Origin of the sequence: Cupriavidus sp. 2KB_3 (assembly GCF_052115685.1) — a bacterium.
GTDB lineage: Bacteria > Pseudomonadota > Gammaproteobacteria > Burkholderiales > Burkholderiaceae > Cupriavidus > Cupriavidus campinensis.
Genome location: NZ_JBFRHD010000023.1, coordinates 52,491 through 66,466, shown reverse-complemented (window position 1 = coordinate 66,466; position 13,976 = coordinate 52,491). Strand labels below are relative to the sequence as shown.

Here is a 13,976-nt window from a genome sequence, read left to right as displayed (position 1 = left end):
CGCCGCAATCCACCATATTTCCTCTACCATGGCCGCTTTGCGACTGGCCATTTTCCTGAGGAGACGTTTCGATGCCCCGCGTTTTCGTCTACGGCACGCTGCGTGCCGGCGAGGTCAACGACCTGAACCGCGCCGCCACGCGCCACGGCATTGCCCCGCCGACGCTGATCGGCACAGGCGTGCTGGCGGGCCGGCTTTATGACTTCGGCACCTATCCGGGCCTGGTGCCGGACGCGGCGGCCGGGCCGGTGACCGGCGATCTCTACGACATCCCCGACGCGCTGCTGCCCGTGCTCGACGAAATCGAGGAGGTCTACCCGGGGCAGGCCACGCTGTTCCTGCGCGAATCCTGCATCGTGGACTGCAACGGCGCCCCCATCGAATGCCTGCTGTATCCGGTGGCCGACGCCGCCGTGGCCGGGCTCGCCCGCATCGACAGCGGCGACTGGGTGGCCTACCGCAAGGCGCGCGATGGCGTGATGGCCTGATCCGCGAACTTGCTCCGTTTTTGTCACGTTTCAAACAGCGCCGCACGGCTCGCGGCGCTGCGGCGTTCGGCGTAGCATGGATCGACGATGACAGCACCGGCTGTCATCGCGCCATCCCCGGAGCCTGCCGCCGATGCCTGCCAGCCATCCCCTTCATATAGATAGAGAGATAGAGCGAGACGGGCCGCAGCCGTATCCCTATCCGCATCCTGCCTGCCGCTTCCACGTCCAGTCCGGCACCGTGCGCCTGGCCGCCACGGCGTGGGGCGATCCTGCCAGGCCGGTGGTGGTGCTGGTGCACGGCTACCCGGACAACAGCCACGTCTGGCAAGGCGTGGCGCAGGCGCTGGCCGACCGCTTCCATGTGATTGCGTACGACGTGCGCGGCGCGGGCGGCTCAGACGTGCCGTCGCGCGTGGACGACTACCGGCTGGAGCGCCTTGCCGACGATTTCATCGCGGTGATCGATGCCGTGGCGCCGGATCGGCGCGTGCATCTGGTTGGCCATGACTGGGGATCGATCCAGGGCTGGGAATTCGTGACCGACCCGCGCCTGTACGGGCGCATCGCGTCGTTCACCTCGTGCTCGGGGCCGTGCCTCGACCATGCCGCCAGCGCGCTGCGCACACCGGGGCGGCGCACCTGGGCGCAGCGGCGCGCCACGCTGCGGCAGGCGCTGGCCTCCTGGTACATCGTCTTCTTCCATATTCCAAAGCTGCCCGAGTGGCACTGGCGCCTCTGGCTCGGGCGCGGCTGGACGCACTGGCTGCGCCATACCGAGGGGCTGTTCGCGCCGCCCAATCCTACGCAGACCGCCGATGGCATCCATGGCCTGCGGCTCTATCGCGCCAACTTCCGCGCCCGGCTGCGCGCCCCGCGCGAGCGCCGCGCCCACGCACCGGTGCAGGTCATCGTGCCGACGCTGGACCGCTACGTGCGTCCCGCACTCACCGAGAACCTCGGCAAATGGGTGGCCGACCTCTGGCGCCGGCAGGTGGAGGCCCACCACTGGCTGCCGCTGGCCCAGCCCCGCCGCATGGCGACGATGGTCAGCGAATTTGTCGACCATCTGGAAGGGGCGCCGGCGTCGCCAGACCTCGCAAAAGCGCGCGTGTCGTCGTCGGCTGCCAATATTTCATGATGTGGAAAGCTGTTTTGGTGCGCAAAAATACATGGGTGCGCGGCACAACGGTCATTTCTCATCATGGAAGATTGCTTGCCGCATCGTGAAATTTTGTTGACAACATATTGATTGATAACGAATAAAAATCTCTGCCTGATGGTGATTGAGCGCTTGTTGCGACGCGGGAAGCTTCCCTACACTCTTATATAAGACACATGACCTGAGACGCTAAAAACACGGCGACGCAGGGTGTCACAAGATCCGAAGCCAAGTACCCGAATTTTCGCCAACTACCATCTGTCATCAGGAGAGTGAACATGACTTCCCGCCAACAACAAATCGACGCCCTGCAAAAAGACTGGGACACCAACCCCCGCTGGAAGGGCATTCAACGTCACTACACGGCTGAAGACGTGGTGCGCCTGCGCGGCTCGGTCCAGATCGAGCACACGCTGGCCCGCCGTGGCGCCGAGAAGCTCTGGCACCTGCTGAACACCGAGCCGTTCGTCAACACGCTCGGCGCGCTGACTGGCAACCAGGCCATGCAGCAGGTGAAGGCCGGCCTGAAGGCGATCTACCTGTCCGGCTGGCAAGTGGCCGGCGATGCCAACCTGGCCGGCGAGATGTACCCGGACCAGTCGCTGTACCCGGCCAACTCGGTGCCGATGGTGGTCAAGCGCATCAACAACACCTTCCAGCGCGCCGACCAGATCCAGTGGAGCGAAGGCAAGGGTGACACGGACTTCTTCGCCCCGATCGTGGCCGATGCCGAAGCCGGTTTCGGCGGCGTGCTGAACGCGTTCGAACTGATGAAGTCGATGATCGACGCGGGCGCCGCCGGCGTTCACTTCGAAGACCAGCTCGCCTCGGTGAAGAAGTGCGGCCACATGGGTGGCAAGGTGCTGGTGCCGACGCGTGAAGCCGTGGCCAAGCTGACGGCCGCGCGCCTGGCAGCCGATGTCTCGGGTACCCCGACGCTGGTGATTGCCCGGACCGACGCCGAAGCCGCCGACCTGCTGACCTCGGACGTGGACGAGCGCGACCAGCCGTTCCTGACCGGCGAGCGCACCGTGGAAGGTTTCTATCGCACCAAGCCGGGCATCGAGCAGTCCATCGCCCGTGCGCTGGCCTACGCCGAAGTGGCTGACCTGGTGTGGTGCGAAACTGGCAAGCCGGACCTGGAGTTCGCCAAGAAGTTTGCCGAGGCCGTCCACGCCAAGTTCCCGGGCAAGATGCTGGCCTACAACTGCTCGCCGTCGTTCAACTGGAAGAAGAACCTCGACGACGCCACGATCGCCAAGTTCCAGAAGGAGCTGGGCGCGATGGGCTACAAGTTCCAGTTCATCACGCTGGCCGGCTTCCACTCGCTCAACTACTCGATGTTCAACCTGGCCCACGGCTACGCCCGCAACCAGATGAGCGCGTTCGTGGAACTGCAGGAGAACGAGTTCGCCGCGGCCGAGAAGGGCTTCACTGCCGTCAAGCACCAGCGCGAAGTGGGCACCGGTTACTTCGACGCCGTGACGCAGACCATCGAAGGCGGCCAGTCGTCGACGACCGCGCTGAAGGGCTCGACCGAAGACGAGCAGTTCTTCGACAAGAAGGTGGCCTGATTTCCGGCTAGTCGCCGATAAGGCGATAAAACGCCGCGCCGTCCGGTAGGGGACGGCGCGGCGTTTTTCATTGGGGGGGCGAATGCCGGACTACGGCTGCGCCGGAATGCTGAATTCCTCGATCTCCAGCAGGGGCTGCAGGATGTGTCCCCATTCCTTGTCCACGTAGCCGCGCAGCTTGCCATCGGTCAGATAGTTCGCCACGGCGCCCAGTGCCAGCGAGTTGTCGAGGTACAGCGCGCAGTTGGAGACGACGCCGGTCTGCACGTCGACACTGTCCATCAGCCCGTAGGTCGGGTGGTCCAGCGTGGGGAAGTTGGTGATCAGCTTGCGCATGGCGTCCATCACGGCCTCGGGCTCGTATTCGATCAGCGACAACACGGAATAGGGCGATACCACCGGGCCGACACGGGTGGTTGTGCGCTGTCCGTCCGGGCGGTAGCCGCCAGCCACGGACAGCGGCGGTGCGCCGTACTCGGTGTAACCGCCCGTGGCCGGAATGGTGGCGGGCGAGAAGCCCCAGTAGCCGAACTGGTCGAGCCCGTACTGGATCTGCGCCTTGGCCATGTTCGGATGCGAACGCGCCCAGCTGTTGGTACCCCATTTCTGCTCGTTGATCATGATTGGCACGGCAAACGTCTCGAACACGGAGCCGCCCCAGGTCGGGATGAAGGACTGGCCCCCGAAGCTGCGCGAGGCCTCGTAGACGCGCACGCCTTCATAGGTGCGGTACTTCGACTGGTCGACGGTGCGCTCGGACCATTCCGGCACCCGGTCGAGGTGGAAATACTGGCTGCGTGGGACATTGCCGAGCGCAATGGCCGCATAGCTGATCAGCCGCGTCTCGCTCATCAGGTCATAGGTGCTCCCCGAGTTCTGCTGCGTGGCGGGGTTGTAGTTGATGTAGAACTGCTGCTTCGTCGGGTGCAGCATGGTGTCGAAGCGCATCTGGGCGAGGATGGCGCCAGCTTGCGCGGCGAGTTCCGGGAAGGCCTGCTTGGCCATGGCCAGGCCGGTGGCCACCCAGGCATTCTCGATGACGCCCACGTCACCGTCCGGCACGCCCGTGGTGCTGTTGAGCGAGCCGAGGAACAATCCGCCCGGCGCGCCCTTGTCCCTGGCCTGCTGCTGCAGCACGGCGATGGCGGGCAGCATGCGCGCCATGCGCTGGCTGGCGTCTTCCGGCGTAATCAGGCCAAGGTCCCGCGCGGCCACAAGGTTCGAGATATACGACGCCAGCTCGCCGATGAACATCCAGTTGACCGCGTTCATCTTGTCCTCGGCGTTGACGCATGCCTTGTTCGACGGGAACGCCGGCTTGGTCTCCATCGCCTCGATGGACTTCCACAGCGACCTCGCATAACTACGCGCTTCGGCCTTCAGGGCCGCCTGCGGGTCGGGCAGCACGGGCACGGCGGGCACTACTTCAGAAGGCGGGATCCCGGTAGGTGTGGGAGCAGGGGTGGGGACTGGTGTCGGGGCAGGGGTGGGGGTTGGCTGGGGCGCCGGGGAGGGCACCAGCTCGGCGCCGGTATCCCCCCGCGCCTGGGTGCCCGGTTGGACCGGCGGGGCCACCGGCTCGTCGCTCCCGCCGCCTCCGCAGGCTACCAACAAGGCGCTGAGGCCGATGCAGATGGCCCGGCGGGCCAGTGGGTGTGCGGATGGGGCAAATGCCATGATGCGCTCCGAGCGAGAATGTTCTGATGAACCATTCTCGTCCGCGACGACGATCACGATAATCGCAATTCGTCCATTTCTTGGCCCTGATGTTCAGGACTGCGCCGGAATGCTGAATTCCTCGATCTCCAGCAGCGGCTGCAGGATGTGTCCCCATTCCTTGTCCACGTAGCCGCGCAGCTTGCCATCGGTCAGGTAATTGGTCACGGCGCCCAGCGCCCAACCGACGTTGCCGGCAAGCAGGCACTTGGAGACGGTGCCGTTTTCCACGTCGACACTGTCCATGAGGCCGTACTGCGGATGGTTCAACGTGGGGAAGTTGTCGAGCAGCTTCTTCATGTTGGCCATCACCGCTTCAGGGTCCTCCTCGATCAGCAGCAGCACCGAGTAGAGGGACACCACGGGGCCGGCACGAGAGGCCGTGTGTTGCCCGCGCGGGTTGTAGCCCGAGCCGCCCAGCGAAGCCGGCGGCGTGCCGTACTCCGTATACCCGCCGGTGGCCGGCACGGAAGCGGGCGAGAAGCCCCAGTAGCCAAAGGTGTCGAGGCCGTACTTGATCTGCGCCTTGGCCATGTTCGGATGCGAGCGTCCCCAGTTGTTGGGGCCCCATCTGGATTCGGAAATCACCACGGGCACCGCGAATGATTCGAACACGGAGCCGCCGTTGGTGGGCATGAAATGCAGGCCGCCATAGGAGCGGGTGCCTTCATACACCCGCACGCCCTCGTAGGTGCGGAACTTCGCCGGGTCCGGGGAGCGCTCGCTCCAGCTAGGTACGCGGGGGATACTGAAATACTGGCTGCGCGGCACGGTGCCGAGGGCGATGCCCACATAGGCCAGCAGCCGTGTCTCGCCGAGCAGGCCGTAGGTCATCCCCGAAAATTTCTGCGTCTTGGGGTTGAAGGAGATTTCGTATTGCTGCTTTTGCGGGTGCACCATGGTCTCGAAGCGCATCTGTCCGAGGATGGCGCCAGCCTGCGCGGCGAGTGCGGGGTACGCCTGCTTGGCCATGGCAAGGCTGACCGCCAGCCAGGCGTTCTCGATCGACCCCACATCGCCGGCAGGCACGGCTGTCCGGTTGTCCGTGGTGCCATGGAACAGGCCGCCGGGCGCGCCATTGCGCCGGGCCGTCTCTTGCAGGACGGCGAGGGAACTTAGATGTCGCGCCACGCGCCGTTGGGCTTCGGCGGCGTCCAGCAGGCCAAGATCGCGCGCGGCGGTCACGTTCCAGATGAACTGGCCGAGGTTGCCGGTGAACACCCAGCCCACCGGGCTGGCCACGCCCCTGGCATTCACGCAGGACTTGTTGACGGGCAGCGCGCGCCCCGGGTCCAGCGTTTCCGCGGATCTCCACAAGGCTTCGGCGTACACGCGCGCCTGCGCTTTCAGTACCGCGTCCCGCGTGATCACTTCGGTCACGATGGGCGGCGCTGGATCGGGAATGGGCGGTATCGGCTGCGGCTCGGCCGGGACGACGGGTGTCTCGGGTGTCGCGGGCGTGGGGTCCTGCGGCGGGTCCGGCGGCGTCGGCACGGGTGGGACGCCGGGCGAGAGCGGGGCAGGGCCCGCCTCCGGCTGGGTCACGGAGATGTCCGTGCCAGCGGGTTCCGAATCGTCGCCGCCGCCACCACAGGCGGCCAGCAACGCACTTACGCCAATACAGATCGCGCGGCGCGTCAGCGGCCGGACGCAAAGCTCGAGTGCCATCATGCTCTTCCCAGTTGGAAATGAATGACGGGATTCTCGTCAACGGCAGGGGTCAGGAAAATCGCAGTTCGTCCAATTCCTGGCGCCAATTCGGATATTTCTGGCGTGATTGCGATGCGATCGTGACGCATGAAACAACAAGGCCGCGCAGGTTGCCGTGCGCGGCCTTGCTGTGTACTGACGCGGCCGGGTGCCGCGGTTCAGCGTGTCATCGATAGACGATGACCGGGATGTCGGTGTGGGTCAGGACTTTTTGCGTTTCGCTGCCGAGCAGCAGGCCGGACAGACCGCGCCGCCCGTGCGAGGCCATGAAGATCACGTCGCAGCCATGGCGTTCCGCCGCGTCGATGATGCCGAGGTAGGGCACGGCGAAGGTGGTCATGTCGGCGTCAAACGGCAGGCCATCGGCCACGGCGGCGGTCTCGATCTCCTTCAGGTAGAGCCGCGCCTGATTCTCGATCCGGTCCCGGAAGGCTTGTGGAGCCTCCACGACAATCTCGCTAAACGGCGTGTAGGGATATTCCTCCAGACAGACATAAGCGGTGACCCGGGCGCCAATCGCCTTGGCCAGCTCCAGGCCGCCATTGATGGCCTTCTTGGAGAGTTCCGACCCGTCGGTGGGCAACAGGATGTGCTTGAACATGCCATACCTCCCTTCACGAATTAACGATTTCACGATAAGGCGGGGCAGGCCAGACGGCGCCTGTCTGATTCGATTGTAGTCAGTGTGAAGCAGCCGCCATTGCGGAATATCAAGGTTTTCCGTGAGTGAAACCACCTATGCCACGGCGGCGGATGCCTCGGCGGCGGCGCTGGTCGGCGCCTGCTCGGCACGGCGCCAGTAGGCCGGGTTGCCGTAGGTGTGTTTCAGATGGTCGATGAACAGCCGCACGCGCAGCGGCAGGTGCTTGCGCTGGGGAAACACCGCGTGGATGCCGATGGGGGGTGCCTGGAAGTCGTCTAGCACGGTGACGAGCCGGCCGCTGGCGATTTCCTGGCCCACTTCCCACCAGGACCGCCACGCCAGGCCATGGCCTTCGAGGCACCAGGCGTGCAGCACGGCGCCGTCGGTGCATTCCATATTGCCGCCCACCTTGACGGTGACCGCGCGCCCGTCCTGCTGGAACACCCAGCCGCGCTGCACGTTGGCGCTGGCCCCGAAGGCCAGGCAATTGTGGCGCGACAGGTCCTCGGGCAGCTTCGGCGTGCCGGCGCGGGCCAGATAGCCGGGTGCAGCCACCACCACACGGCGGTTTTCCGCCAGGCGGATCGAGACCAGGCTGGAGTCGGGCAGGTCGCCGAGGCGAATGGCGCAGTCGAAGCCCTCGTTGACGAGATCGACCACCCGGTCGGAGAGGTCGAGCGTGAGCGTCACGTCCGGGTGCGATTCGATGAACAGCGGCACCACCGGCGCCACGTGCTTGCGGCCGAAGCCGGCCGGGGCGGTCACGCGCAGGTGGCCGCTGGCCTTGACGCCGCCGGCGGACACGCTGGCCTCGGCGTTGTGGAGGTCGTTGAGGATGCGCTGGCAGTCCTCGAGAAAGGCGGAGCCTTCGAAAGTCAGCGTGATCTTGCGCGTGGTGCGTACCAGCAACTTCACGCCGAGCCGTTCTTCCAGCGCATCGATGCGGCGCCCGATGATCGCCGGTGCCACGCCCTCGGCGGCGGCGGCGGCGGAGAGGCTGCCACGTGACGCGACCGACACAAAAGTCTCCAATTGCTTGAAATGATCCACGAAAGCTCGCCGGTTAATACACAGTCTTGTGCGGATCGGCCAAGATTAGTTGCACAAAAGTAAAAGATCAAGTGACCCGGTGCGACTTTGCCGCACTGCAACGACTGACTACAATCGGATGCATTCAACGGTGTACAGGCCCATTCAGTCCCTCCATGAACAAGATCCGCGCGGTGGTGTTCGATGCCTACGGCACGCTGTTCGACGTGTATTCGGTCACGGCGCGCGCGGAGCAGCTGTTTCCCGGCAAGGGGGAGGCCCTGGCGCTGTTGTGGCGCGAACGCCAGATCGACTACACCCGGCTGCGCACCATGGCCGCGCCCGACGGCGCCCTCTACAAGCCGTTCTGGGCGCTGACCGTGGATGCGCTGCGCTACGCCGCCGAGCGCCTCGGGATGAAGCTGGACGAGGCCACCGAGGCGCAGTTGCTCAAGGAGTACGCCTGCCTCTCGGCATTCCCCGAGAACCTCGGCGCGCTCAAGCGGCTGCGCCGGGCGGGGCTGCCGCTGGGCATCCTGTCGAATGGCAACCCCGAGATGCTCGACATCTCGGTCAAGAGCGCGGGCATGCACGGGTTGTTCGACCATGTGCTGTCGGTGGATGCGGTGCGCCAGTACAAGACCGCGCCGGCCGCCTACGCGCTGGGGCCACAGGCTTTCGACCTGCCCGCCGGGGACATCGTGTTCGTGTCCTCGAACGGCTGGGACGCGTGCGGCGCCACCTGGTATGGCTACAAGACTTTCTGGATCAATCGTGCCGGCCACCCGGCGGAGCGCCTGGACGTGGCGCCCACCGGCACCGGGCACGACCTGAACGACCTGCTGGCCTTCCTCGCCGCCTCCGGCGTCGCGGTCTGACGGACAGGTCCACCCGACAACACACCATCGCACACACAGGAGAAGACTGATGGCTATCACGCTGCCCGCGGGCATGAAGATTACCGGCGACATCCTGCCGGCCTACGAAGACATCCTCACGCCGGAAGCCCTGGCCCTGGTAGACAAGCTGCATCGCGCCTTCGAGCCGCGCCGCCAGGAACTGCTGGCTGCCCGCGTCGCGCGCGCCAAGCGCCTGGACGCCGGCGAGATCCCCGACTTCCTGCCGGAGACCAAGAGCGTCCGCGAGGGCGAATGGAAGGTGGCACCGGTGCCGCAGGCGCTGGAATGCCGTCGCGTGGAGATCACCGGTCCGGTGGAAGCCAAGATGGTCATCAACGCCTTCAACTCGGGCGCTGACAGCTACATGACGGACTTCGAGGACTCCAACACCCCGAACTGGCACAACCAGATGCAGGGCCAGGTGAACCTGAAGGCCGCCGTGCGCCGCACGCTGACGCTGGATTCCAACGGCAAGCACTACAAGCTCAACGACAAGATCGCCACGCTGCAGGTGCGCCCGCGCGGCTGGCACCTGGATGAAAAGCACGTCACCATCGACGGCAAGCGCATCTCGGGCGGCATCTTCGACTTCGCGCTGTTCCTGTTCCATAACGCCCGCGAGCAGATCGCACGCGGCGCCGGCCCGTTCTTCTATCTGCCGAAGATGGAAAGCCATCTGGAAGCCCGCCTCTGGAACGACATCTTCGTGATGGCGCAGAAGGAGATCGGCCTGCCGCAGGGCACGGTCAAGGCCACGGTGCTGATCGAGACCATCCTGGCCGCGTTCGAGATGGAAGAAATCCTCTATGAACTGCGCGACCACAGCGCTGGCCTGAACGCCGGCCGCTGGGACTACATCTTCTCGTGCATCAAGAAGTTCAAGGTGGACAAGGACTTCTGCCTGGCAGACCGCGCCAAGGTGACGATGATCGCGCCGTTCATGCGCGCCTACGCGCTGCTGCTGCTGAAGACCTGCCACAAGCGCGGCGCGCCCGCGATTGGCGGCATGAGCGCCCTGATCCCGATCAAGAACGATCCGGAAAAGAACGCGATTGCCATGGAAGGCATCATCAGCGACAAGCGCCGCGACGCCACCGATGGCTACGACGGCGGCTGGGTGGCCCACCCGGGTCTGGTCGAGCCGGCGATGAAGGAATTCGTGGCGGTGCTCGGCGACAAGCCGAACCAGTTCGAGAAGCAGCGTCCGGACGTGAACGTGAAGGGCGCCGACCTGCTCGATTTCAAGCCCGAGGCCCCGATCACCGAGCACGGCCTGCGCATGAACATCAACGTGGGCATCCATTACCTGGGCGCCTGGCTGGCCGGCAACGGCTGCGTGCCGATCCACAACCTGATGGAAGACGCCGCCACGGCCGAGATCTCGCGCTCGCAGGTCTGGCAATGGATCCGCTCGCCGAAGGGCAAGCTGGAAGATGGCCGCAAGGTGACCGCCGAGCTGGTGCGCGCGCTGATTCCGGAAGAGCTGGCCAAGGTGAAGACGCTCGTGGGTGGCGATACCAGCACTTACGACCGCGCCGCGCAGATCTTCGAGGAAATGTCGACGTCGGAAGACTTCGCCGAATTCCTGACGCTGCCGCTGTACGAGGAAGTCTGAGCCTTTTCAGGCTTGCCATGAAAAACCCCACGGTTCGCGCCGTGGGGTTTTTTGTTTGTGGCTGGGGTTGGCCACGAGGTTGGCCGGGCCGGGGAGGTCAGGCGCCCGCCACCGCGCCGTAGCCCTGGCCCCGCCATTCGATGAAGCAGAGACCATGGCCGAACGGGTCGGACAGGCGGGCCTGCCGGCCCCAGTCGAAGTCCTGCGGCCAGTCTTCGATCTCGGCGCCGGCGCCGAGCGCGCGCTCGATGGCGGCTTCAAGGTCTTCCACCACGAAGTCCAGGTGCACCGGGGTCCAGTGCCGCGCGTAGTCGCGCCGCACATCGGCCCGCGCCGTGGCCACCGTGCCGGCCTCCTTGGCCAGCAGGTAGATCGGCGCGCAGGCGCCGTGCATTTCCGCCACGCTGTTGTCGAACAGCCGGCGGCCCAGCCGCAATCCCAGTCCTGCTTCGTAGAAGCCGATGCCGTGTTCGAGGTCATCGACGTCGATATTGATCAGCAACTCCATGCCAGCCTCCTGCTTTGTGAGCGTTCTCGGGCGTGGCGGCGGCCAGTGTGCTTTTCGCTCCTGTCCGCTCCTGATGGCTGTTGATGGCTCCTGATGGTTCCTGACGCCTTCTGACGCCCTCTGACGCCTTCCTTGCCCGGGCCAGCATTGTGCGCCGGCGCTCCTGACAACAGCTGTCAGGAGTGATGCCGCCGGGACAGGATCATCGATGCGCTGCATGGCGGCTATGAGATGACTCTGAAAATGAAAGCGCGGACCGGCGCGGCGCCCAAGGAGCCTTCATAATATGGACATTCAACGAGATTGGAGAGTCAAGTTGCGTTTTGAACACCTGGTGGAGATCAATGACCCAGGCAATCCCACGCTGGAGCCGCTGACCGCCGAACAGCTGTGGCAGGGCCTGGTGCTGCGGGCCGAGTCGCCCGAGCTGTTCGTCCTGGGGCTGGAGCGCGCCGAGGTACTGGCACGGGGCGATGGCTGGCTGGACCGCGTGCTGCATTTTGGCCAGGCGACGATACAGGACCGCGTGGTATTCGAGCCACGCCGTGCAGTGCGCTACGAGACCGCGGCCACGGCCGAGCATGCAGGCGGCACGCTGTCGATGAGCATCGAGACCCCTGCGCCGGGCGCGCTGCTGGTGCGTTTCATCTATGAAACGACCCTGCCCGAGACGGATGCCAGCGGCGACGACCGCTATTCGGAGATCGTCAAGTCGGCGTACCACGAGGCAGACCTCGATACGGTGCGCAAGATCCGGGAGATCGCTCACAGCGGGCGGCTCGGGTGACGGGCGCCCAGCCGGCCGGCGGGCCGACGCGTGCCGTACTGCGCGCCCGCTACGGCGAGCGCCTGCGCTGGCTGATCCTGCTCACGCTGATGCTGGGCACGATGTCGTCCATCGTGTCATCGACCATCGTCAACGTGGCCGTGCCGGACCTGAGCCGGCATTTCCAGCTGGGTCAGGAGCGCGCGCAGTGGGTCGCGGCCAGTTTCATGATCGCCATGACGCTGTCGATGCTGCTCACGCCGTGGCTGCTGAACCGCTTCGGGCTGCGCCGCACCTTCGTCGGTAGCCTGCTGCTGCTGGGCACCGGCGGGCTGATTGGCGGGTTTTCGCCCACCTTCGGCGTGATGCTGGCCATGCGCGTGGCCGAGGGCATTGCGGCCGGCATCATGCAGCCGCTGCCCAATATCTTCATTCTGCGCGTGTTCGAAGAGCGCGAGCAGGGCAAGGCGTTGAGCCTGTTCGGCTTCGGCGTGGTGCTGGCACCGGCCATCGGGCCGAGCGTGGGCGGCTTCCTGGTGGAGACCTTCGGCTGGCGCTCGATCTTCTTCGTGGTGGTGCCGCTGACGCTGATCGGCCTGTGGATGGCGCGCCGCTACATGGCCGTGGACTCCGCGATGATCGGCGAGCGCCGCGCGCTGGACTGGCGCGGGCTGGCGCTGGCCGGCGTGGCCACGGTGACGCTGCTCAATGGTCTGGTGGAAATGCGCGAGAACGTGCCGGCCGGACTGGCGCTGGCCGGGCTGGGGGTCTTGCTGCTGGCGGGCTTCGTGGTCTGGCAGCTGCGCGCGCCCGAGCCGCTGATGGACATGCGGCTCTACAGCTATCGCCAGTTCTCGGCCGGGGCCGTGGTGGCGTTCATCTATGGCGCCGGGCTGTTCGGCTCCACCTACCTGCTGCCGGTCTATATGCAGATGGCGCTGGCCTATACGCCGTCGCAGGCGGGCATCGTGCTGATGCCGGCCGGGATAGTGCTGGCGGTGACGATTGCGGTGGCGGGGCGGATGACTAATTACATCCTGCCGCACCGGCAGGTGTCGTTCGGGCTGGCGCTGCTGGCGGCGTCGTTCCTGCTGATGGCCACCGGGTCGATGGCAACGCCCTACCTGCTGCTGGTGCTCTATGCGGTGATCGGGCGGATCGGGCTTGGCTCCATCCTGCCGTCGCTGACGCTCGGGTCGATGCGCGGGGTCGATTTCTCGCTGATCGCACAGGGGTCGAGCTGCATCAACTTCCTGCGGCAGCTTGGCGGGGCGATCGGGGTGAGTCTGGCCGGGGTGGGGCTGCAGTGGCGGCTGGCGGAGCACGGCGCGGTGCTCGGGCCGGGTGGCGATCCGGTCGCCCGGATCGCGGCATTCGACGAAACCTTCCTGGCCGTGGGCGTGGTGATTGCCACGGCGATCCTGGCCGCGTGGCGCATCCGGCCGAAGCCGCTGCCGGCCGCGGCGGGCACTTAGCTGGCGGTGCCGGCGAGCAGTTCGCCGACCAGTTCCACGTACTTCTGCTTGGCGTCGTCCTGGCTGGTGCCCTTGAGGGCTTCCCAGGCTTCGAACTTGTAGCGGCCGACGAAGTCGGTCATGCCGGGCTTGTCGCCGTGGGCGTCGCCCTCGGCACCTTGCTTGTAGAGCGCGTAGAGGCGCAGCAGCGTCATATTGTTGGGACGCTCGCTCAGGGTCTTGACGTCGATTTGGGCCTGGTCAAAGCGGGCCTGCAGGTCGCTCATGGTGTCTCCGGGTAATGAGTGGGCGTAGAAGTGCGATGATAGCCGCCGCACCGCGCCGTTTGCGGCGGAAAAAACCGAAGAAGCCTTCGGTCCGCGCGCGGCGGCGCGGTCTGCCGACGCACGCT

Annotated in this window: 13 protein-coding genes; 7 read left to right on the top strand and 6 right to left on the bottom strand. The window is 65.7% G+C overall.

What is annotated here, in order from left to right; genetic code table 11:
- Nucleotides 1–71: 71 nt before the first annotated feature.
- From AB4120_RS22725 to aceA, 3 genes are all read left to right on the top strand, one after another.
- Nucleotides 72–488: a gamma-glutamylcyclotransferase family protein gene (locus tag AB4120_RS22725; protein ID WP_149135795.1), complete on the top strand. Its 417-nt coding sequence runs from the start codon at nt 72–74 to the stop codon at nt 486–488.
- 133 nt (nt 489–621) lie between these two features.
- On the top strand, nt 622–1,629 hold the full coding sequence (locus AB4120_RS22720; protein WP_441642882.1) for an alpha/beta fold hydrolase: 1,008 nt from the start codon (nt 622–624) through the stop codon (nt 1,627–1,629).
- 299 nt (nt 1,630–1,928) lie between these two features.
- Complete coding sequence (gene aceA, locus AB4120_RS22715) at nt 1,929–3,224, top strand: isocitrate lyase (protein ID WP_149135797.1); 1,296 nt, start codon at nt 1,929–1,931, stop codon at nt 3,222–3,224.
- Between the two features lie 90 nt (nt 3,225–3,314).
- Here the strand turns inward: aceA and AB4120_RS22710 are convergent, their stop codons facing one another.
- The 4 genes from AB4120_RS22710 to AB4120_RS22695 all read right to left on the bottom strand — a co-directional run bounded on the left by AB4120_RS22710 (nt 3,315) and on the right by AB4120_RS22695 (nt 8,343).
- Complete coding sequence (locus tag AB4120_RS22710; RefSeq protein WP_441642881.1) at nt 3,315–4,637, bottom strand: glucoamylase family protein; 1,323 nt, start codon at nt 4,635–4,637, stop codon at nt 3,315–3,317.
- A 357-nt stretch (nt 4,638–4,994) separates the two neighbouring features.
- Nucleotides 4,995–6,611: a DUF3131 domain-containing protein gene (locus tag AB4120_RS22705; RefSeq protein WP_441642880.1), complete on the bottom strand. Its 1,617-nt coding sequence runs from the start codon at nt 6,609–6,611 to the stop codon at nt 4,995–4,997.
- A 205-nt stretch (nt 6,612–6,816) separates the two neighbouring features.
- Nucleotides 6,817–7,251, bottom strand: a complete 435-nt coding sequence (locus tag AB4120_RS22700) for a universal stress protein (RefSeq protein WP_092289374.1) — start codon at nt 7,249–7,251, stop codon at nt 6,817–6,819.
- 135 nt (nt 7,252–7,386) lie between these two features.
- Entirely contained in the window at nt 7,387–8,343 is a 957-nt protein-coding gene (locus AB4120_RS22695) for a LysR family transcriptional regulator (protein ID WP_144200620.1), read from the bottom strand.
- Between the two features lie 155 nt (nt 8,344–8,498).
- Between AB4120_RS22695 and AB4120_RS22690 the strand changes: the two genes are divergently transcribed.
- Nucleotides 8,499–9,200 (top strand): haloacid dehalogenase type II, encoded by a 702-nt coding sequence (locus AB4120_RS22690; protein ID WP_441642879.1) that lies wholly within the window; start codon nt 8,499–8,501, stop codon nt 9,198–9,200.
- A gap of 49 nt (nt 9,201–9,249) precedes the next feature.
- Nucleotides 9,250–10,836 carry a malate synthase A gene (gene aceB, locus AB4120_RS22685; protein ID WP_441642878.1) on the top strand — a complete coding sequence of 529 codons (1,587 nt, stop codon included), beginning with the start codon at nt 9,250–9,252 and terminating at the stop codon, nt 10,834–10,836.
- A gap of 97 nt (nt 10,837–10,933) precedes the next feature.
- On the opposite strand, the gene AB4120_RS22680 is transcribed toward aceB, so the two are convergent.
- Nucleotides 10,934–11,344, bottom strand: a complete 411-nt coding sequence (locus tag AB4120_RS22680; protein ID WP_441642877.1) for a VOC family protein — start codon at nt 11,342–11,344, stop codon at nt 10,934–10,936.
- A gap of 316 nt (nt 11,345–11,660) precedes the next feature.
- Between AB4120_RS22680 and AB4120_RS22675 the strand changes: the two genes are divergently transcribed.
- Nucleotides 11,661–12,131: an SRPBCC family protein gene (locus AB4120_RS22675; RefSeq protein ID WP_149135800.1), complete on the top strand. Its 471-nt coding sequence runs from the start codon at nt 11,661–11,663 to the stop codon at nt 12,129–12,131.
- Nucleotides 12,128–13,585 (top strand): DHA2 family efflux MFS transporter permease subunit, encoded by a 1,458-nt coding sequence (locus tag AB4120_RS22670; protein ID WP_149135801.1) that lies wholly within the window; start codon nt 12,128–12,130, stop codon nt 13,583–13,585. The genes AB4120_RS22675 and AB4120_RS22670 overlap by 4 nt, the downstream gene beginning before the upstream one ends.
- Here AB4120_RS22670 and AB4120_RS22665 read toward each other — a convergent pair.
- Nucleotides 13,582–13,851, bottom strand: coding sequence for an acyl-CoA-binding protein (locus AB4120_RS22665; RefSeq protein ID WP_144200608.1), 270 nt, complete (start codon nt 13,849–13,851; stop codon nt 13,582–13,584). The genes AB4120_RS22670 and AB4120_RS22665 overlap by 4 nt on opposite strands.
- Between the last annotated feature and the right edge of the window lie 125 nt (nt 13,852–13,976).